Consider the following 19805-nt stretch of genomic DNA (forward strand, 5'->3'; position numbering starts at 1 on the left):
CCCGAGAGCATGTCGAAGATCAAGCCCAGCAAGGGTGCCCCGTATGCGCGCATCCTCGGCGTCGGCGGCTACCGGCCGACCCGGGTGGTGCCGAACGAGGTGATCCTCGAAAGGATCGACTCGTCCGACGAGTGGATCCGCTCGCGCTCCGGCATCGAGACCCGGCACTGGGCGGGTCCCGAGGAGACCGTGGCCGCGATGGCGATCGAGGCCTCCGGCAAGGCGATCGCGGACGCCGGCATCGACGCCGAGCAGATCGGCGCGGTCGTCGTCTCGACGGTCTCGCACTTCAGCCAGACCCCGGCCGTCGCCACCGAGATCGCCGACAGGCTCGGCACCGACAAGGCCGCCGCCTTCGACATCTCGGCGGGCTGCGCGGGCTTCGGCTACGGCCTGACGCTCGCCAAGGGCATGGTGGTGGAAGGTTCCGCCGAGTACGTGCTCGTCATCGGCGTGGAGCGGCTGAGCGACCTGACCGACCTGGAGGACCGGGCGACCGCCTTCCTGTTCGGCGACGGCGCCGGCGCGGTCGTGGTCGGCCCCTCGAAGGAGCCGGCGATCGGCCCGACGGTGTGGGGCTCGGAGGGCGACAAGTCCGAGACGATCAAGCAGACCGTCCCGTGGGACCGGTTCCGGCTCGGTGACGTCTCCCAGCTGCCCCTCGACAGCGAGGGCAACATCAAGTTCCCTGCGATCACGCAGGAGGGCCAGGCGGTGTTCCGCTGGGCCGTGTTCGAGATGGCGAAGGTCGCCCAGCAGGCGCTGGACGCGGCCGGAATCACCCCGGACGACCTGGACGTCTTCATTCCGCACCAGGCCAACGTGCGGATCATCGACTCGATGGTGAAGACGCTGAAGCTGCCGGAGCACGTCACGGTCGCCCGTGACATCCGCACCACCGGCAACACCTCGGCCGCCTCGATCCCGCTCGCGATGGAGCGGCTCCTGGCAACCGGGGAGGCGAAGAGCGGCGACACCGCGCTCGTCATCGGATTCGGGGCGGGTCTCGTCTACGCCGCCACGGTCGTTACCCTCCCCTAGGCACTCCGTGCCGGATCATGCGATCCGAAACGGGGACAACTGCCACAAACCGTCTGGATTATCGAAGAAGGAGCGCCTCACATGGCCGCCACCCAGGAAGAGATCGTCGAAGGTCTCGCCGAAATCGTGAACGAGATCGCCGGCATCCCGGTTGAGGACGTCAAGCTGGACAAGTCCTTCACCGACGACCTGGACGTCGACTCGCTGTCCATGGTCGAGGTCGTCGTCGCCGCCGAGGAGCGCTTCGACGTGAAGATCCCCGACGAGGACGTCAAGAACCTCAAGACCGTCGGCGACGCGACGCAGTACATCCTCGACCACCAGGGCTGAGTCATCCCTTAGGTCCTTACAGGCCGTCAGGCTGCAAGGCCCCGCCACCCGGCGGTGGCGCCGTCATCCCCGCTGAGGCGGGGGTAGTCCTCCCGTATTCCGTTGGAGAAAGAATTCCCGTGAGCCCGACCAATCGCACCGTGGTCGTCACCGGTATCGGCGCAACCACACCGCTGGGTGGCGACGCAGCCTCGACCTGGGAGGCCCTCGTCGCCGGCACGTCCGGCGTCAGCCCTCTGGAGCAGGAGTGGGCGGCCCAGCTGCCCGTCCGGATCGCGGCGCAGATCGCCGTGGAGCCGGGCGAGATCATCCCGCGCCCGCAGGCCCGCAAGCTGGACCGGTCCGCGCAGTTCGCGCTGATCGCCGCTCAGGAGGCCTGGAAGGACGCCGGTTTCACCGCCAGGGCCGGCGAGGACTCGTCCGTGAACCCCGATCGTCTCGGTGCGGTCATCGCCTCCGGCATCGGCGGCGTGACGACCCTGCTGGACCAGTACGACGTCCTCAAGGACAAGGGCGTACGCCGTGTCTCCCCGCACACCGTGCCGATGCTGATGCCCAACTCCCCGGCGGCCAACGTCGGTATCGAGCTGGGTGCCCGCGCCGGTGTGCACACCCCGGTCTCGGCCTGCGCCTCGGGCGCGGAGGCCATCGGGTACGCGATCGAGATGATCCGCACCGGGCGTGCGGACGTGGTCGTGGCCGGTGGTACCGAGGCCGCCATCCACCCGCTGCCCATCGCCGCGTTCGGCAACATGATGGCGATGTCCAAGAACAACGACGACCCGCAGGGCGCCTCGCGTCCCTACGACGCGGGCCGGGACGGCTTCGTGCTCGGCGAGGGCGCCGGTGTGATCGTCCTGGAGTCCGAGGAGCACGCGAAGGCACGCGGTGCCCGGATCTACGTCGAGGCGGTCGGGCAGGGCGTCTCCGCCGACGCCCACCACATCACGCAGCCGGAGCCGTCCGGCAACGGCATCGCGCACGCGCTGCAGAACCTGCTGGACAACACCGACCTGAAGCCGGCCGAGATCGTGCACGTGAACGCGCACGCCACCTCGACGCCGCAGGGTGACGTCGCCGAGATCAAGGCGCTGCGGAAGGTGTTCGGCGACGACGTCGACCACATGGCGATCTCCGCGACCAAGTCGATGACCGGTCACCTGCTCGGCGGCGCCGGCGGTGTCGAGACCGTCGCCTCGATCCTGGCCCTGGTGAACCGCACGGCTCCGCCGACCATCAACGTGGAGAACCTCGACCCGGAGGTCAACGCGGACGTGGTGACCGGTGAGGCCCGTCAGCTGCCCGAGGGCCGGATCGCCGCGCTGAACGACTCGTTCGGGTTCGGCGGGCACAACGTGGTCCTGGCGTTCCGGACCGTCTGAAAGACGTGAGCGAAGGGCCCTCACCGGCTGGTGAGGGCCCTTCGGCGTGTCCGGTGGTCCGGGACGGGACGCTCACACCACCTGGTGCAGCCAGCGGACCGGGGCGCCCTCGCCCGCGTAGCGGAACGGCTCCAGCTCGTCGTCCCACGGCTTGCCCAGGAGCTTGGCGATCTCCGCCTCCAGGTCGGTCTCCCCCTGTCTGGACCGCGTCAGTGCGGCGCGCAGGCGGTCCTCGGGGATCAGGATGTCGCCGTGGATGCCGGTGACGGCGTGGAAGATGCCGAGGTCGGGGGTGCAGCTGTAGCGCTCGCCCTCGGCGGTCGGGCAGGGCTCGGCGGTGACCTCGAAGCGCAGCAGATGCCAGCCGCGCAGCGCGGAGGCGAGCTTGGAGGCGGTGCCGGCCTCGCCCTGCCAGGAGAACTCCGAGCGCCAGGTGCCGGGGGCCGCGGGCTGCCGGATCCAGTCGAGGTTGACGCGCGTGCCGAGCACCCCGGCGACGGCCCACTCGACGTGCGGGCACAGCGCGCGCGGCGCGGAGTGCACGTACAGAACTCCACGTGTCGTCACCGGAACCTCCGGGCAGAGCGGGACATCTTGCGGACTGGCTGGGCGGCAGTGGCGCGACGGCCGCGTTGATGGCGAGGCTACCTTGCGGCGGGGCAAGGAGTGTGACGTACCGTCGGTCCCGGTGCCAGGAAACCGCCGCCATTCACCCAGGGGGACGCTTGTACGGGGGTGCGCCGTTCCCAGGTGCCGGGGCGGGAACCCTCGCACGTTGTTATGGGAGGGGAGTGCCGACCGTCGAGCGAGGAGAACACCAGGGATGCGGAAGCCAAGCCACCGTGTGCGGGCCGTTCTCGCCGTCGTGACGGCCGTGGTGCTGGGAGCCGCCGGCTGCGCCGGCGGGGACGGGCGTTCACCGGCGCCCCACAGCACCACGGCACGCGCGGCCCGGCCACCGGTGTGGGACCGCAGTCCGGACTCCATCGCCGCGGTGGGCGACTCCATCACCCGCGGCTTCGACGCGTGCACGGTGCTGTCGGACTGCCCGGAGGTGTCGTGGGCGACGGGCAGCGACGCCCGGGTGGACAGTCTGGCGGTGCGGCTGCTGGGGGTGACGGGCGCGGCGGAGCGCAGCTGGAACTACGCGGTGACCGGCGCCCGCATGGCCGACCTGCCCGGGCAGATGGAGCAGGCGGTGGCCCGCCGCCCGGAGTTGGTGACGGTGATGGTGGGGGCGAACGACGCCTGCCGTTCCTCGGCGTCGGCGATGACCCCGGTGGCCGACTTCCGCGCGGACTTCGAGGAGGCGCTGGACACGCTGCGCTCGGCGCTGCCGAAGACGCAGGTGTACGTGTCGAGCGTGCCGAACCTGAAGCGGCTGTGGTCCGAGGGCCGGTCGAACCCGCTGGGCAAGCAGGTGTGGAAGCTCGGCATCTGCCCCTCGATGCTCGGTGACGCGGACGATCTGACCAGCGCGGCGATGCTGCGCCGGGACGCCGTGCAGCAGCGGGTCGTGGCGTACAACAAGGTGCTGGCGGAGGTCTGCGCCAAGGACCGCCGCTGCCGCTTCGACGGCAACGCGGTGCACGACTACCGCTTCGGCACGGACCAGCTCAGTCACTGGGACTGGTTCCATCCCAGCAAGGACGGCCAGGCGCGGCTGGCGGAGATCGCGTACCGGAGGATCACGGCGGGAAATCCGTGACCGGCCCCGTTCGGTGAGCGGGTCGGACAGGCAGCGCGGCTTCAGCGGTGCCCGCGCTTCTTCTGCTCGGTCCAGATGATCAGTACGCTCACGGCCAGTGCGGCGAACAAGATGCCCAGGAACCAGGCCGGAGGACCGGCGAAGACCGACACGACGAAGCCCAGGAATGTGGCCAGCAGGCCCGCACTCGCCCACAGCTCGCGATCACTCATGCGTCCCCCGCGCGTGATGAGTCCTCGTCCGCCCCGACAGCGGGCGGGGCGACGGGAAACACCACCAGACACACGACACCCCGTCAAGTGCGGGCGGGGCGCATGCGGTGAACCGTCACTCGCGGCGGATGCGACTTCCGACGGCACTACTAGGGTTTTCCACATGAGCGAACTTTTCGGCACACTTTCCGACGGCACCCCGGTGCACCGGTGGACGCTGGAGCGCGGCGGGGTGCGGGTGCGGGTGCTGTCGTACGGCGGGATCGTGCAGTCGGTCGAGGTCCCGGACGGGGCCGGGCGGACGACGGACGTGGTGCTGGGGTTCCCGGAGCTCGCCGGCTACCTGGCCCACCCGGAGCCCTATCTGGGCGCCGTGATCGGCCGGTACGCGAACCGGATCGCGGGCGGCCGGTTCTGCCTGGACGGCCGGACGTACGCGCTGGCGCGGAACAACGGCCCGAACTCGCTGCACGGCGGTGAGCGCGGGTTCGACAAGCGGGTGTGGGACGTGGAGCCGGTGGCGCACGGGCTGCGGCTGAGCCGGGTGAGCCCGGACGGCGAGGAGGGCTTCCCCGGCCGGCTCGCGGTGACGGTGACGTACACGCTGACGGAGTCGGGTGCGCTGCGGATCGTCTACGAGGCGGACACCGACGCGCCGACGGTCGTGAACCTCACCCAGCACACGTACTGGAACCTGAGCGGCTCCGGTTCCGGTCCCGCCGGCACGCACGAGCTGCGGCTGGCCGCGTCCCGGTACACGCCGGCGGACGCGGACCTGATCCCGGCCGGGGAGCCTGCGGACGTGACGGGCACCCGCTTCGACTTCCGTACGGCCCGCAGGACCGGCTCCGGCTACGACCACAACTTCGTCCTCGACAAGGGGGTGACCGGCGCGGCCGAGGAGGTGGCCGAGCTGTACGACCCCGCGTCCGGGCGGAGGCTGACGGTCGCGACGACCGAGCCCGGCCTCCAGCTGTACACCGCCGACCATCTCTCCGGGCCGTTCTCCCCCGGCGCCGGGATCGCCCTGGAGACGCAGCACTTCCCGGACTCGCCGAACCGGCCCGACTTCCCGAGCACGGTGCTGCGGCCCGGCGAGGTCTTCCGTTCCGAGACGGTGTACGCCCTCTCGACGCCCTGACCGGCCGGCGACGCGGAGGAGGCCTCCGCGCCGGCGGGACGGAAGTCCCACCGGCCCGAAGGCCTCGACCGTGGCGAGGAACCAGACGGTCCTCACCGCCCGGACCGCGGGGCTCAGCCCCCGGCTCCGGCACCGGCACCAGCGCCAGCACCAGCACCAGCACCGGCACCACCGCCGGCACCAGCACCAGCACCAGCACCAGCGCCAGCACCAGCACCGGCGCCACCACCAGCACCCGCACCCGCACCGGCACCCGCGCCAGCCCCGGCACCCGCACCGGCTCCACCACCAGCACCCGCACCAGCCCCAGCACCAGCACCAGCCCCGGCACCCGCACCGGCTCCACCACCGGCACCGGCTCCAGCGCCTGCACCGGCTCCAGCACCCGCACCCGCACCGGCTCCACCGCCGGCACCCGCACCGGCCCCAGCACCCGCACCGGCACCGGCTCCAGCACCAGCGCCACCACCGGCACCCGCACCGGCTCCAGCGCCGGCACCAGCCCCAGCACCGGCACCCGCACCACCGCCAGCACCGGCACCAGCACCAGCACCGGCACCAGCCCCAGCACCGGCACCCGCACCACCGCCAGCACCGGCACCCGCCCCAGCACCCGCACCGGCGCCCGCACCCGCACCGGCTCCACCACCAGCACCAGCACCGGCACCCGCACCGGCACCCGCTCCAGCACCGGCACCAGCGCCACCACCGGCACCAGCACCAGCACCGGCGCCCGCACCCGCACCGGCCCCATTACCCTGAGGAATCACATGAGGGTGGTGCGGCTTGTGGTGGCCGTGGTGCAGCAGCTGGGTGTGGGCCGAGTGCGGTGCGGCCGCCGGTGCGGCGAAGGCAGCGGTGGGGAGCAGGACACCGCCGGCTGCCAGGGTGACCGTGGTGGCCAGCATCGCCAGGCGCTTCTTGTAGTTCTTGCGCTCGATGTTCGTCATGGGAATCCGCCTCCGTGGGGGTTGGTGCCCGAGCCGTTCCCGGGCTGCTTCAAATGAACCCCGGCGGCCGCACCCCGGTCAGGTTCCGGGAACTCGTACCTTGACGAACGGGACGCAACGCTGTTAAACGCACATGCCGAGCCCCGGCCCAGGGGTCAGGTCCCGGGCCGGGGCTGCTCATGCGGGGAGACTTGTCCCGGATCAGACGTTAATCGGGGCGATCAGCCGGCGGTCGGCGATCGAGCGTCCGGCGGTGATCTCGTACGAACCCTTCACACACGACCACGCCTTCGCCTCCTCGTCCCAGACCTCGAAGGCGCGGCGCGACAGCTCGACGTCGGCCTCGGCGCTCTGGCCGGGCCCGGCCTCGACCGACGCGAAGCCCGCCAGCCGGCGCGCCGGACGCTCGGGGCCGGGCCCGGCCGGTGAGACGTAGACCTGGACGACCTCCCGGCCGGCCCGCTCGCCGGTGTTGCGCACGCGGACGCGCACGGTGGTGCCGTCGACCTCCAGCGACTCGTAGGCCCAGTCGGTGTAGCCGAGGCCGTGGCCGAAGGGGTACGAGGGGGTGCGGCCGGCCCTCTCCCACGCGCTGTGGCCGATGAACACGCCCTCGGTGTACGGCAGTTCTCCGTCGACCGGGACGACCTGGGTGACCGGGGCGTCGGCGAGGGAGCCCCAGGTGGTGGGGAGCCGTCCGCCGGGCTCGTGGGCGCCGGTGAGCACGTCGGCGAGGGCGGCGCCGCCCTCCTGGCCGGGGAACCAGGTCAGCAGGACGGCGGCGACCTCGTCCCGCCAGGGCAGCTCCACCGGGGAGCCGGCGTTGACGACCACGACCGTGTTCGGGTTGGCGGCGGCGACCGCGCGGACCAGGTCGTCCTGGCGGCCGGGCAGCCTCAGGTCCCGGCGGTCGAAGCCCTCGGACTCGACGCGGTCGGTGGTGGCGACCACGACCACGGCCGTGTCGGCGCGCCGGGCTGCCTCGGCGGCCTCGGCGATCAGCTCGTCGGGATCGCGCTGCGGACCGGAGTGGGCGAGCGCGAAGGCGATCACCTTCATCGACAGGTCCTCGGGGAGATGGACGACGTGGGTGAGGGAGATGTCGACCGGTTCGCCGGCGGTCAGCTCGGTCTCGGCGCGGGGAACGGGGGCGCCGAAGAAGGCGTCGAAGGGGTCGTCCTCGGCGGGACGCTGCACGTCGTCGTAGTACGTGGTGCCGTCGACGGTGAGGGTGAAGGGGCCCGTGCCCTTGATGCCGAAGGTGTGCGGGCCGGACTCGCGGGGGGTGAAGGTGCCGGTCAGTTCGATGGTGTGGAGGGTGGCGTGGGTGACGCCGTCGGGGAGGTCGGAGCCCATCCACTGGATCTGGCCGCCGGGGGCGGAGCGGGTGCCGATGACGTCGCCGGCGGCGTTCCGGCAGACGGCCCGCAGGGTGAAGCCCTGGTCGGCGACGGCCAGTTCGGTGGCGGGATCGGCGCCGACGGCGTAGCTGAGGGTGCCGTCGGGGAGGGCGGCCGTGAGGCCGTCGAGCGGGGAGACGGTGCGGGCCGGGAAGACGGTGGCGGAGCCGCCGCCGAGGACGCGGGCGTCGCGGGCGGCGGCGCCGATCAGGGCCACGGTGGCGCCGGGCCGCAGCGGGAGCGCGCCGCGCTCGTTGCGCAGGAGGACGAAGGAGCGGCGGGCGATCTCGCGGGCCAGGGCCTCTCCGTCGACCGGCGCGGGCGGCTCGGGGACCACCGGTTCGGCACCGGCGAGGATGCCGACGCGGGCGGCGAGGCGGAGCACCCGGCGGACGGCCGCGTCGACGGTGGCCTCGCCGACCCTGCCGTCGCGCACGGCCTGGGCGAGGGCGGGTCCGTACACGGTCCGGGGGCCGGGCATGGCGACGTCGAGGCCGCCGTGGGCGGCGGCGACCGTGTCCCGGGCGGCCGTCCAGTCGGAGACGTTGAAGCCGTCGAAGCCCCACTCGCCGCGCAGGACTTCGTTCACGAGGTGGTGGTGCTCGGTCATCGTCGTGCCGTTGACCGTGTTGTAGGCGGTCATGACGCCCCAGGGGCGGGCGCCGGTGACGATGGCCTCGAAGGGGGCCAGGTACAGCTCGCGCAGGGCGCGTTCGGGGACCAGGTTGTTCACGGTGAGGCGGTCGGTCTCGGCGTCGTTGGCGACGAAGTGCTTGACGGTGGTGCCGACTCCGCCGGACTGGACGCCGGTGACATAGCCGGTGCCGATGACACCGGTCAGGTACGGGTCCTCGCTGTAGCACTCGAAGTGGCGGCCGCCGAGCGGGGAGCGGTGCAGGTTGACGGTGGGCGCGAGCAGGACGTGGACGCCCTTGCGGCGGGCCTCCTGGGCGAGCAGCACACCGGCGCGGCGGGCGAGACCGGGGTCCCAGGTGGCGGCGAGCGCGGTCGGTGAGGGCAGGGCCACGGAGGGGTCGTCGGCGCTCCAGTGCACGCCCCGGACGCCGATCGGGCCGTCCGACATGACCAGGGAGCCCAGGCCGATCTCGGGCAGCGCGGGCAGGCTCCACATGTCCTGCCCGGCCAGCAGCCGGGTCTTGGCGTCCAGGTCGAGCGCGCGGAGGGCGGCCTCCACGACCGCCTCGCGGGCCGTGTCGGCCGGGGTGGGCTGGGCTCCCGCCATCGGGTTCCTCCTCGTCGAGTCCGTGCAGGTGCCTCCATCGTGCCCGTGTTACCTGTAATGCGGTAGGTTTCGTAACCTTGGCGTTATGTCGGCGGGGCGGGGATGCCGTACGGTGACGTCATGAAGGCGAGGGTCAGGGGCGAGGAGCGGCGCGCGGAGATCGTGGGGGCCGCGTTGGAGGTGATCGCCGAGCGCGGTTACCGGGGCGCGAGCCTCACGGCCGTGGCGGAGCGGGTCGGGCTCACCCAGCAGGGGCTGCTGCACCACTTCCCCACCAAGGAGGCGCTGCTGGTGGCCGTGCTCCAGGACCGGGACCGGTGGGACGCGGTGCCGGACTCGCAGTGGCGGACGGACCTGCTGGCCTCGCTGGTCGAGTACAACGCGATGCGGCCGGCGATCATCCAGACCTTCTCCGCGCTGCTCGGCGAGAGCGTGACGGAGGGTCATCCGGCGCGGGGCTACTTCACCGAGCGGTACGCGCGCGTGCGCGCCTCCATGACCGCCGTCCTGCGCAGCGAGTACGGCGACCTGCTCCCGAGCGGCCTCACCCCCGAACGGACCGCCCCCCTGCTCGTCGCCGTGATGGACGGCCTCCAGTACCAGTGGCTCCTGGACCCGGACTCGGTCGACATGCCGGGCGCGTTCCGGGACTTCCTGCGGCTGCTGGGGGAACGGGTGGACTGAGGGAGCGCTCCGCGGGGGCGCGGGGACCGCGCGACCGGCCCCCGCCGGCCCGCGGCCGAGTACGGTGGGGCGGAATTTCGGCGTCCCCGGAAGGAGCCCGACTCCCTTGCGTCCCCTACGTATACGCCTCGCCGCCCTCGGCTCGGTCCTGCTCACCGGCCTGGCCCTCCCCGCCGCCGCTCCCGCCACCCCCTCCCCCACCGTCCCCTCCCCCACCGTCGAGGAGCAGCGGCTCGACCAGGCCGTCCCCCGGGAGATCCTCCGCCGCTCCGGGTTCGACGACGCGGCACCGGAGTTCGGCCGCGCACTGGAACACGCGCGCTCCTACGCACAGGCCCGCCGCGTCGTCGTACGCGAGGGGACCGCCCTGTGGCGGCGGGCGGTGGACCGCGCGCAGGGACGCGGCCCGGCGGGCGGCGACCTGTCCCGGGACGACGACCGGCCCCTGTACTGGGCCCGGTTGGGCATGACCCGGGACGTACGCACCTGGCGGCCGGACTTCGCCCTCACGGAGCGGCAGCGCGGCGCGCTGCTCGACCGGCTGGAGCGGACCTCCCGCGGGCAGACCGACATCCGCTACCCGGCCGGGGGCCCGTCGCGCCGGGTCGTCCTCACCGGCTTCGACCCCTTCACGCTCGACCGGGACATCCGCACCTCCAACCCGTCCGGGGCGACGGCGCTCGCGCTGGACGGCACCGTCGTCGAGACGGCGGCGGGACCGGCGCGCATCGAGACCGCCGTGTTCCCGGTGTGCTGGCGGGACTTCGCCGAGGGCACGGTGGAGCGGACCCTGCGGCCGTACCTGCCGACGGCGGACCTGTTCACGACCGTGAGCCAGGGCCGGGTCGGCCGGTTCGACATCGAGCGCACCAACGGCGCCTGGCGCGGCGGCTTCCCGGACAACGACAACGTCAGCCGGACGGAGACCGTACCGGTCACGGACCCGGCGACGCAGCCGCAGTGGACGGCCACGACCCTGCCGTACGCCGCCGTCACGGCCGCGCACACCGGGCGTTTCCCGGTGTACGACCACACGCAGGTCACCGAGATACCCGCGGGCGGGAGCGAGCCCGTGGTGCGGCCGGACGGGCCGACCCCCGGCTCCACCGCCCGGGCCGGGGGCGGCGGCGACTACCTGTCCAACGAGATCGCCTACCGGGCCACTCTGCTGCGGGACCGGCTCGGCCTGCACGACACGCTGCCGGGCGGGCATGTGCACACCCCGGTGCTGCAGTTCGGGGCCGGGAACACCACCGAGGTGACCGACCCCGAGTTCGTCCGCAACCGGCTGGACATCATCGCCCAGGTGCGGGCGATCGTCGCCGTGGCCGTCAGTGCGACGGAGCGAAGGCCAGGCTGATGCCGAGACCGGCGAGGACAGAGCCGATGGCCTTGTTGAGGACCTTCTGGGCGCGGAGCATCAGCGTGCGCATGCGCTCCTGCGAGAAGAAGAGCGCGACGACGCCGAACCACAGCAGGTGGGCCAGCGACATGAACAGGCCGTAGCCCGCCTGCCGCCACACCGGTGTGCCGGGGCTGACGACCTGGGCGAAGGTGGAGACGACGAACAGGGTCGTCTTGGGGTTGAGGACGTTGGTGAGGAAGCCGGTGCGCAGCGCGGCGAGCGGGGTCAGCGTGGCCTTGTGCTCCAGGTCGACCTCGACCTCGCCGCGGGTGCGGAAGGTGCGTACGCCGATGTAGACGAGGTAGGCGGCGCCGATCAGCTTGATGACCGTGAACAGGAAGGTGGAGGAGGCGATCAGCAGGCCCACGCCGAGCATCGTGTAGGTGACGTGGACCAGTACGCCGGCGGCGACTCCGGCGGCGGCGAACAGGCCGGTGCGGCGGCCGTACAGATAGCTGTTGCGGACGATCATCGCGAAGTCGGCGCCGGGGGCGATGACGGCCAGGACGGTGATGACGGCTACGGCGAGTACCTCGGTCACGGCGTGGCGTTCTCCTCTTCGGGCTCGTCGGTGCCGTCCCCCGCGGTCTCCTCGCCCAGCAGGTCACGGGCGAGGAGCGTGGCGCCCGCGACCGCGCCCGGCATCAGGAACACCGCGACGAACGGAACCAGGAAGGCCAGGCCCAGGGGTGTGCCGAAGCCCCAGGCCAGGGTCTTGCGGGAGCGGAGCAGGGTGAGGCGGGCGCGCAGGTCGACCCCCCGGCGCTGCAGGGCCACGGCGGCGAGTTCCTCGGTGAGGAAGAAACCGGTGACGAAGAAGCCGATCACGGGGACGGCGGTCTGCCCGACGAACGGCAGGAAGCCGAGCGCGAAGAGCAGGACGCCCCACAGGCCGGCCCGGACCAGGACGCGCAGGCTGTCCCGGGCCGAGATCCACAGCTCGCGCCAGAGCGGGAGGTCGGACCGGGGAGCGGTGCCGTCGGGCGAGGCGTCGGCGTCGGCCCGCTCCGAGAGGCTCTCGTAGAAGGGCTGGCCGACCAGCAGGGTGACGGCGGTGAACGTCAGCACGGCCAGCAGCAGGCCGAGCGCGAAGAGGACGGCGGTCAGGAAACCGCGGAACAGGCCCTGCCAGGGGCTGGACCAGTCGTCCGCGAACGGGGTCGCCCAGCCGACCGCGTCCTCGCCCCACAGGGCGAGCGCGACGAGCGCGGCGGTGTACAGCACCAGCGTGATCAGGCCGGGCAGCAGCCCGAAGCCGTAACTGCGCCTGTGCCGGGCCGCCCACCGCTGGCCCTTCAGCAGATAACCGAAACCCACCCCAAGATCGCGCATGGCGAGGACTCTACTGGCTGGGTGTGACAGTGCGGGATGCCGGACCGGGGGCGTCAGACGTCCAGCATGCGGCGGAGCAGGTCGCGCAGGGAGCCGCGTTCGTCGTCGCTCAGGGCGGCGAGCGGCTCGCGCGCGAAGTCGAGGTTCTCGCGCAGGTCCCGGGCCGTCCGGCGGCCCTCCTCGGTGGCGGCGGCCACCTTCACCCGGCGGTCGGCCGGGTCGGGGCGGCGCTCCACCAGCCCGCGGGTCTCCAGGCGGTCCACGATCCCGGTCACGTTCGACGGCTCGCACTTGAGCTTCTGGGCCAGCTTGCGCATGGGCAGGGGCTCCAGCGAGAGCAGGCTGAGCAGCCGGGCCTGCGGGCCGGTCAGCGAGTGCTCGGCCGCCGCCTTCTCGTAGTCCGCGTAGAAGCGGGCCACGACGTCGCCGATCAGCTCCAGGACTTCCAGGGTGAGGGCGTCGGGGCGACGGTTCTTCGATGGGGTGGACATGCCGTCCAGGATAGCCGGTTACTTGACATCCTGAAATATTCAGGTGCATGGTTGTTTCAGGTACTGAAGTAACTGTGAAAGGCCCATCATGATCAACCGCGAGTGGCACCTGCTCAGCCGTCCCGTCGGCTGGCCCAAGCCCGAGGACTTCGCCCTGGTCGAGGCGCCGGTCCCGACCCCGGGCGAGGGTCAGGTGCTGGTGCGGAACAAGTACCTCTCCGTCGACCCGTACATGCGCGGCCGGATGAGTGACGCGAAGTCGTACATCGCCCCCTTCGAGCTGGGCAAGGCCATGCAGGGCGGCGCGGTCGGCGAGGTGGTCGAGTCGAACGCCGAGGGCATCGCCGTCGGCGACCACGTCCTGCACTTCCTCGGCTGGCGCGAGTACGCGGCCGTGGACGCCCGGCACGCCGTCAAGGTCGACCCCCAGGCCGCGCCCCTGTCGGCGTACCTGGGCGTCCTCGGCATGACGGGCCTCACCGCCTACGCCGGCCTGCTGCGCACCGCCTCCTTCAAGGAGGGCGACGCCGTCTTCGTCTCCGGCGCGGCCGGGGCCGTGGGCAGCCAGGTGGGCCAGATCGCCAGGCTCAAGGGCGCCTCCCGGGTCATCGGCTCGGCCGGCTCCGACGAGAAGGTCAAGCTGCTGGTGGACGAGTACGGCTTCGACGCCGCGTTCAACTACAAGAACGGCCCGGTCGCCGAGCAGCTGCGCGAGGCGGCGCCCGACGGCATCGACGTCTACTTCGACAACGTCGGCGGGGACCACCTGGAGGCCGCCATCGGCTCCCTGAACGAGGGCGGCCGGATCGCGGTCTGCGGCATGATCTCGGTCTACAACAACACCCGGCCCGCCCCCGGCCCGAAGAACCTGGCCCGCCTCATCCAGACCCGCGGCCGGATCGAGGGCTTCCTGGTCGGCGACCACTACGACCTGCAGCCGCAGTTCGTCCAGGAGGTCGGGCCGTGGGTCGCCTCGGGCGCGCTGAAGTACCGGGAGACCGTGGTCGAGGGCATCGAGAACAACCTGGAGGCGTTCCTCGGGGTCCTGCGCGGCGACAACGTCGGCAAGATGGTCGTCAAGCTCTAGCCTTCACGGAATTTTCGACATGCGGTAACTTCTTTCCGAAATCCGTCGCGATCGTGGGCGCGAGTCGCGGCGGACCGAGGAGGAAGACAACCGCATGCCCATCACGCAGTCCGACGTCCTGTACACCGCCGTCGCCACCGCCGAGAACGGCCGGGACGGGCGGGTCGCCACGGACGACGGCCGACTCGACGTCGTCGTCAACCCGCCGAAGGAGATGGGCGGCAGCGGGTCCGGGACCAACCCGGAGCAGCTGTTCGCCGCGGGATACTCCGCTTGCTTCCAGGGGGCGCTGGGTGTTGTCGCCCGCGCCGAGGGGGCCGACGTCTCCGGGTCGACCGTCACCGCGAAGGTCGGGATCGGCAAGAACGACGACGGGTTCGGGATCATCGTGGAGATCTCCGCGAACATTCCGAACGTCGACGCGGCGACCGCGAGGAGCCTGGTCGAGAAGGCCCACCAGGTGTGCCCCTACTCGAAGGCGACTCGGGGCGACATCACCGTGACGCTGGTCTGACCTTCGTCGTTCCTTACATCGGCAGCCGCACCCTTGGACGTGGGGTGCGGCTGTTTTCTGGCCGGGGGGGCGTCTGCCGGGTGCTCTGCCGTTTCCGGGTGCCGGCTGTTCGGGGCTGGTCGCGCAGTTCCCCGCGCCCCTTCAGGGCGCTGCCAGAGCTGCCTGCTGGACGGTGGCCGCAAACCTGTTGTTCTCCGGTGCCGCTCCTCCCGGGAACGCGAACCTGCGCCTCGTGTAGCCGTAGGCGATCCCGCTGTGCGGGTCGGCGAAGGCCTGCACCCCGTTCGCGCCGCTGTGGCCGACGGTCTTGGCGCCCAGGAAGGGGTGCCAGTTGTCGGAGGTCGCCTGGAAGCCGAGACCGAAGGACTTGTGGGTGCGGGCCACGAGGTCGTGGCCCGTGGAGTGGATCTGGGCGAACTCCGCCAGCGTGTCCTCCTTCAGCAGCGGTGCCCTGCCGTCCACCTCGCTGATCATGGCGGCGTACATGGCCGCCAGGCCGCGCGCCGAGCCGACACCGCCCACCGACGCCGGGCCCTTGGCGCGGACCAGCCGCTCGTTCGGCAGGTTCTCCAGGTCGGTGGGGTCCGTGCCGTGCCGGTTGAAGGCGATCGAGGCGAGGGTGTGCGGACCGGTCGGTACGGCGTCGAGCTGCGCCTGCTGCGCGGGGGTCGGCAGCATCGGCTGGACCGTGCGGAAGCGGGGCTCGTGCGCGGCCGGCAGGCCCAGGTACAGGTCGAGGCCGTGCGGGGCGCGGATCCGCTCCTCGTAGACCTCCTGGAGCGTGCGGCCCGTCGCCCGGCGGACGACCTCGCCGGTCAGCGCGCCGATCACCAGCGCGTGGTAGCCGAAGGCCGTGCCCGGCCGCCAGAAGGGCCGCTGGTCCGCGAGGCGCTCGGCGATCATCCGGTCGTCGGCCAGTTCGGCGAGGGTGAAGCCGGTGTCGGTACCGACCAGCCCGGCGCGGTGCGCGAGCAGGTCCCGCAGGGTCAGCGCGCCCTTGCCCTCGGCGGCGAACTCCGGCCAGTAGTAGGTGACTTTGCGGTCCGGCTCCAGCGTGCCGTCCTGCACGAGCAGCGCCGCGACCAGGTGCGCCGCGCCCTTCGTGGCCGAGTACACGGCGTACAGCGAGTCACCCGCCACGCCCGCGCCCGCCCACAGGTCCACGACCCTGCGACCGTGGACGTACGCGCACAACTGGCCCTCGTAGTCCTCCCGTTCGCCGGCGACGAAGGCGGCGAACTCCTCGCGCACCGGCTCGAAGCCCTCGGCGACCGCGCCCTGTACGGTGATCTCCCGCGTCATCCGCTCTCCTTGACCATCCGCTGCTCGCTGCTCCACCTGGCACCACACCCGTCCCTGCCTCGGGCGTTCCCGACAGCGGTACGGCGGGACGTGCCTGTTCGACTCAACCCCTCCGAGGGCCGGCAGGTGTCACGGATGCCCCGGATGGCCGGTGGGACGGTGCGGCACGGGGTGCGCCGGGGTGTGCTCCAGGTGCACCCGGATGCCGTCAGGCGCGGTCGGGTGCGGCCGGGTGCACGGGGTGCACGGGGTGCGCTCAGGTGCACCACCACAGGAAGCGGTCGCAGGTCTTGGTGGGCGTCGGCTCGGGAGCGGGGGCGGAGGTCGTCGGGGCCGCGGTGGGGGTGGCGGGCTGGGTGGGAGCGGGGGCGGCGGGGCTCGCCGGGGTCGTGCCGGAACCGGCCGGGGACGACTGCTGGACCTCGTCGGTCTTGTCGGCGGCAGGGGAGGCGGAGTCCTTGTCCTTGGGGGACTTCGAGGCGGACGCGGAGGCCGAGGCGTCGGCGGAGGCGGAGGAGTCGCCCGGGCGCGGGGCGGCGCCGGAGGTGGCGCCGACCGGGTCGGCGGTGGTGCCGCCCGGCGCGCCGGAGGCGGCGCCGCCGTCGGCGGTGGTGTCCCCGGCGGGGGCCGGGGTGTCGCTGGAGAACGGCGAGAAGGGCGCGTCGGTGCCGAGTTCGGCGAGGCTCAGTCCGCCGGCCGCGAGCACGAAACCGGCCGCGATCAGGACGGTACGGCGACGGCGGCGACGGTGCACGGCGGCCTTGCGGTCCCGCCGGCTCGCCCCCGCGCGGGCGGCGCGCCGGCCGACGGGAGCGTCGTCGTCGGAGGCCTCGCCGTCCCCCTCGGAACCGTCCTCGTACTCGTCCTCGTAGGCGTTCCCGGACTCGTCCTCGTACGCGTCCCCGGACTCGTCCTCGTGCGCGTCACGGGCGGGCTCCTCCAGCCGGTCCGGTCCCTCGCCGAGCCCGTCGCGAGGCCCGGCGTGCGCCTGCTCGTACGACGGCTCGTACGGCTGCTGATACAGCCGCTCGTACGACGACTCGTGCGGCTGCCCGTACGCCCCCTCCCCGTACCCCGCGGGCGTCTGCGCGTACGCGTGCGCGTGGGTGGCCGGCGCGGCCGTGGTGACGGCGAGGCGGTCGGCCGGTGTTCCGCACCCGGGGCAGGCCAGGGCGCCATTGAGGTGCCGTTGGCACGGGGGGCAGTAGTCCATGACGCGGGAAGACTAGAGTCCGCGCGGGACACGGTTCCAGGCGCCGCTGTGAAGGTTTCGTGCGAGATCGAAAGAGTTCTCGAAAGCCTTGCCGAAACCGTTACCTGTTCGACCCATTGACACCCCCGCCGGACCATCCTTACTGTCACGCCAGCATTTCGAACGTGTGACGAAATCTCGAACAGCTGAGGGGCAACTGCCGTGCGCATCACCGGAATCAGCACGCACGTGGTCGGCACGCCGTGGCGCAACCTGACCTACGTCCAGGTGCACACCGACGAGGGGATCACGGGAGTCGGCGAGACCCGGATGCTCGGTCACACCGACGCGCTGATCGGCTATCTGAAGGAGGCCGAGGCCAACCACATTCTCGGATCGGACCCGTTCGCTGTCGAGGACCTGGTCCGCCGCATGAAGTACGGCGACTACGGCCGGGCCGGCGAGATCGTCATGTCCGGCATCGCGGTCGTCGAGATGGCCTGCTGGGACATCAAGGGCAAGGCGCTGGGCGTCCCGGTCTGGCAGCTGCTCGGCGGGAAGGTGACCGACAAGGTCAAGGCGTACGCCAACGGGTGGTACACGACCGAGCGAACGCCCGAGGCGTACCACAAGGCCGCCCAAGGGGTGATGGAGCGCGGTTACCGGGCGCTGAAGATCGACCCCTTCGGCACCGGGCACTTCGAGCTGGACCACGAGCAGACCCTGTACGCCGTCTCGCTCATCGAGGCCGTGCGGGACGCCATCGGCCCCGAGGCCGAGCTGATGCTGGAGATGCACGGCCGCTTCTCCCCCGCCACCGCCGTCCGGCTGGCCAAGGAGATGGCCCCCTTCAAGCCCGCGTGGCTGGAGGAGCCGGTGCCGCCGGAGAACCTGAAGGCGCTGGAGAAGGTCGCCGCCAAGGTGGACCTCCCGGTGGCCACCGGTGAGCGCATCCACGACCGGATCGAGTTCCGCGAGCTGTTCGACAGCCAGTCCGTGGACATCATCCAGCCCGACGTCGGCCACATCGGCGGCATCTGGGAGACCCGGAAGCTGGCCGCCACCGCCGAGACGCACTACATGCTGGTCGCCCCGCACAACGTGGGCGGGTCGGTGCTCACCGCCGCCTCCCTCCAGGTCGGGTTCACCTCCCCGAACTTCAAGATCCTCGAGCACTTCAACGACTTCGCGGACGCGGAGATCAAGAAGGTGGTCAAGGGGGCGCCGCAGGTGAACCCGGAGGACGGCTGCTTCCACCTGTCCGACGCGCCCGGTCTCGGTGTCGAGCTGGACGTCGACGCGGCGGCGGAGTTCCCGCAGCAGCAGGCCCGGTTCGACCTGTGGGCCGAGGGCTGGGAGCAGCGCAGGCCGAAGGGCACGAAGTGAGTTCCCAGGTTCTGGTCGAGGCGCCGGGCGTGCACCGGGTCGAGGCCCACACGCCCCGGGAGCCCGGTCCCGGCGAGGCGCTGGTCGCGGTGCACGCGGCCGGCATCTGCGGCAGCGACCGCGAGGTGTACCAGGGCAACCGGCCGGAAGGGTACGTGCGGTATCCGCTCACCCCCGGGCACGAGTGGTCGGGGACGGTCGCGGCGGTGGGCGCCGGGGTGCCCGGCTCGCTCGTCGGCCGCAAGGTCGTCGGCGAGGGCTTCCGCAACTGCCAGGTGTGCGAGCGCTGCCACGCGGGCGAGACCACGCTGTGCTCGGCCGGGTACGAGGAGACCGGGTTCACCCAGCCCGGCGCCATGGCGGCCACCCTCACCCTGCCCGCCCGGCTGCTGCACGTCCTGCCGGACGACGCCGACCTGACGGCCGCCGCGCTGCTGGAGCCGGCCGCCTGCATCGCCGCCGCCGCGCTGAAGGCGAACGCCCGGCCGGGCGAGCGGGTGGCGGTGGTCGGCACGGGCACGCTGGGCATGTTCGCGGTGCAGTTCCTGAAGGCCGTCTCGCCGGTGGAGCTGCTGGTCGTGGGCACGCGGGGGGACCGCGAGGCGCTGTCCCGGCAGTTCGGGGCGAGCGACTTCCGGCTGCGGGACGAGAAGCTGCCCGACGACTTCGACGTGGTCATCGAGACCGCCGGGTCGGCCTCCGCCGCCCGCACCGCCGCGGCGCTGCTGCGGCGCGGCGGGCGCCTGGTCCTCACGGGGATCCCGGCGCCGGGCGCGGACGGGCTCGACCCGACCGACCTGGTCGTACGGCAGCTGGAGGTGCACACCGTCTTCGGGGCGCCGCCGGACGCCTGGGCGCACGCCGTGCGGGTGTTCGGCGCCGGACTGCTGGACCCGCTGCCGCTGGTCACGCACGAGTTGCCGCTGACCGAGTTCCCGCGGGCGATCGAGCTGGTGGGAGCCGGTGATCCCCAGGTGGGCAAGGTGCTGCTCCGCCCCTGACCGT

At 72.3% G+C, this 19805-nt stretch carries 20 protein-coding genes; 12 read left to right on the plus strand and 8 right to left on the minus strand.

The genetic code is table 11. The annotated features are described in order from the left end of the window. Positions 1-9: 9 nt before the first annotated feature. The 3 genes from IEZ20_RS00765 to fabF all read left to right on the plus strand — a co-directional run bounded on the left by IEZ20_RS00765 (position 10) and on the right by fabF (position 2753). Complete coding sequence (locus tag IEZ20_RS00765) at positions 10-1041, plus strand: ketoacyl-ACP synthase III (RefSeq protein ID WP_189294090.1); 1032 nt, start codon at positions 10-12, stop codon at positions 1039-1041. Between the two features lie 81 nt (positions 1042-1122). After that, positions 1123-1371: an acyl carrier protein gene (locus IEZ20_RS00770; protein WP_189294091.1), complete on the plus strand. Its 249-nt coding sequence runs from the start codon at positions 1123-1125 to the stop codon at positions 1369-1371. A 119-nt stretch (positions 1372-1490) separates the two neighbouring features. After that, on the plus strand, positions 1491-2753 hold the full coding sequence (gene fabF / locus IEZ20_RS00775) for a beta-ketoacyl-ACP synthase II (protein WP_189294092.1): 1263 nt from the start codon (positions 1491-1493) through the stop codon (positions 2751-2753). Between the two features lie 72 nt (positions 2754-2825). Here the strand turns inward: fabF and IEZ20_RS00780 are convergent, their stop codons facing one another. Then, positions 2826-3320, minus strand: a complete 495-nt coding sequence (locus IEZ20_RS00780) for a DUF3145 domain-containing protein (protein WP_189294093.1) — start codon at positions 3318-3320, stop codon at positions 2826-2828. A 256-nt stretch (positions 3321-3576) separates the two neighbouring features. On the opposite strand from IEZ20_RS00780, the gene IEZ20_RS00785 reads away from it, so the two are divergent. Beyond that, positions 3577-4461: an SGNH/GDSL hydrolase family protein gene (locus IEZ20_RS00785; protein ID WP_189294094.1), complete on the plus strand. Its 885-nt coding sequence runs from the start codon at positions 3577-3579 to the stop codon at positions 4459-4461. A 41-nt stretch (positions 4462-4502) separates the two neighbouring features. Here IEZ20_RS00785 and IEZ20_RS00790 read toward each other — a convergent pair whose 3' ends face one another. Beyond that, positions 4503-4673, minus strand: coding sequence for a hypothetical protein (locus tag IEZ20_RS00790; protein ID WP_189294095.1), 171 nt, complete (start codon positions 4671-4673; stop codon positions 4503-4505). A 163-nt stretch (positions 4674-4836) separates the two neighbouring features. Here IEZ20_RS00790 and IEZ20_RS00795 point away from each other — a divergent pair, with 163 nt between their 5' ends. Together IEZ20_RS00795 and IEZ20_RS00800 are read left to right on the plus strand one after the other, a co-directional pair. Beyond that, on the plus strand, positions 4837-5814 hold the full coding sequence (locus tag IEZ20_RS00795; protein ID WP_189294096.1) for an aldose epimerase family protein: 978 nt from the start codon (positions 4837-4839) through the stop codon (positions 5812-5814). Between the two features lie 70 nt (positions 5815-5884). Beyond that, positions 5885-6706 (plus strand): hypothetical protein, encoded by an 822-nt coding sequence (locus IEZ20_RS00800; RefSeq protein WP_189294097.1) that lies wholly within the window; start codon positions 5885-5887, stop codon positions 6704-6706. Between the two features lie 259 nt (positions 6707-6965). Here the strand turns inward: IEZ20_RS00800 and IEZ20_RS00805 are convergent, their stop codons facing one another. After that, positions 6966-9407 (minus strand): beta-glucosidase H, encoded by a 2442-nt coding sequence (locus tag IEZ20_RS00805; protein WP_189294098.1) that lies wholly within the window; start codon positions 9405-9407, stop codon positions 6966-6968. Between the two features lie 102 nt (positions 9408-9509). Between IEZ20_RS00805 and IEZ20_RS00810 the strand changes: the two genes are divergently transcribed. Continuing rightward, entirely contained in the window at positions 9510-10091 is a 582-nt protein-coding gene (locus tag IEZ20_RS00810; RefSeq protein WP_189294099.1) for a TetR/AcrR family transcriptional regulator, read from the plus strand. Positions 10092-10197: 106 nt separating this feature from the next. Further along, the gene (locus IEZ20_RS00815; protein ID WP_189294100.1) at positions 10198-11451 is read left to right on the plus strand and encodes a pyroglutamyl-peptidase I; all 1254 of its coding nucleotides are present in this window, start codon (positions 10198-10200) and stop codon (positions 11449-11451) included. On the opposite strand, the gene IEZ20_RS00820 is transcribed toward IEZ20_RS00815, so the two are convergent. From IEZ20_RS00820 to IEZ20_RS00830, 3 genes are read right to left on the minus strand one after another with little or no spacing between them, the layout of a single operon-like run. Then, positions 11423-12037 (minus strand): LysE family translocator, encoded by a 615-nt coding sequence (locus IEZ20_RS00820; RefSeq protein WP_189294101.1) that lies wholly within the window; start codon positions 12035-12037, stop codon positions 11423-11425. The genes IEZ20_RS00815 and IEZ20_RS00820 overlap by 29 nt on opposite strands. Then, positions 12034-12828: an EI24 domain-containing protein gene (locus tag IEZ20_RS00825; RefSeq protein ID WP_189294102.1), complete on the minus strand. Its 795-nt coding sequence runs from the start codon at positions 12826-12828 to the stop codon at positions 12034-12036. Before IEZ20_RS00825 ends, IEZ20_RS00820 begins: the two co-directional genes overlap by 4 nt. Before the next feature lie 53 nt (positions 12829-12881). Further along, positions 12882-13319 (minus strand): MarR family winged helix-turn-helix transcriptional regulator, encoded by a 438-nt coding sequence (locus IEZ20_RS00830; protein ID WP_189294103.1) that lies wholly within the window; start codon positions 13317-13319, stop codon positions 12882-12884. Positions 13320-13407: 88 nt separating this feature from the next. Here IEZ20_RS00830 and IEZ20_RS00835 point away from each other — a divergent pair, with 88 nt between their 5' ends. Both IEZ20_RS00835 and IEZ20_RS00840 read left to right on the plus strand, forming a co-directional pair. After that, on the plus strand, positions 13408-14406 hold the full coding sequence (locus IEZ20_RS00835; RefSeq protein ID WP_189294104.1) for an NADP-dependent oxidoreductase: 999 nt from the start codon (positions 13408-13410) through the stop codon (positions 14404-14406). Between the two features lie 94 nt (positions 14407-14500). Further along, a complete protein-coding gene (locus IEZ20_RS00840; RefSeq protein ID WP_189294105.1) occupies positions 14501-14920 on the plus strand; it encodes an organic hydroperoxide resistance protein in 420 nt (139 codons plus the stop codon). Between the two features lie 141 nt (positions 14921-15061). Here the strand turns inward: IEZ20_RS00840 and IEZ20_RS00845 are convergent, their stop codons facing one another. Beyond that, complete coding sequence (locus tag IEZ20_RS00845; protein ID WP_189294106.1) at positions 15062-16222, minus strand: serine hydrolase domain-containing protein; 1161 nt, start codon at positions 16220-16222, stop codon at positions 15062-15064. A gap of 256 nt (positions 16223-16478) precedes the next feature. Beyond that, positions 16479-17435 (minus strand): SCO2400 family protein, encoded by a 957-nt coding sequence (locus IEZ20_RS00850; RefSeq protein ID WP_189294107.1) that lies wholly within the window; start codon positions 17433-17435, stop codon positions 16479-16481. 201 nt (positions 17436-17636) lie between these two features. On the opposite strand from IEZ20_RS00850, the gene IEZ20_RS00855 reads away from it, so the two are divergent. After that, on the plus strand, positions 17637-18800 hold the full coding sequence (locus IEZ20_RS00855; RefSeq protein ID WP_189294108.1) for a mandelate racemase/muconate lactonizing enzyme family protein: 1164 nt from the start codon (positions 17637-17639) through the stop codon (positions 18798-18800). Further along, complete coding sequence (locus tag IEZ20_RS00860) at positions 18797-19801, plus strand: zinc-dependent alcohol dehydrogenase (protein WP_189294109.1); 1005 nt, start codon at positions 18797-18799, stop codon at positions 19799-19801. The genes IEZ20_RS00855 and IEZ20_RS00860 overlap by 4 nt, the downstream gene beginning before the upstream one ends. The last annotated feature ends 4 nt before the right edge of the window (positions 19802-19805 follow it).

It is taken from the genome of Streptomyces cinerochromogenes (assembly GCF_014648635.1).
Lineage (GTDB): Bacteria > Actinomycetota > Actinomycetes > Streptomycetales > Streptomycetaceae > Streptomyces > Streptomyces cinerochromogenes.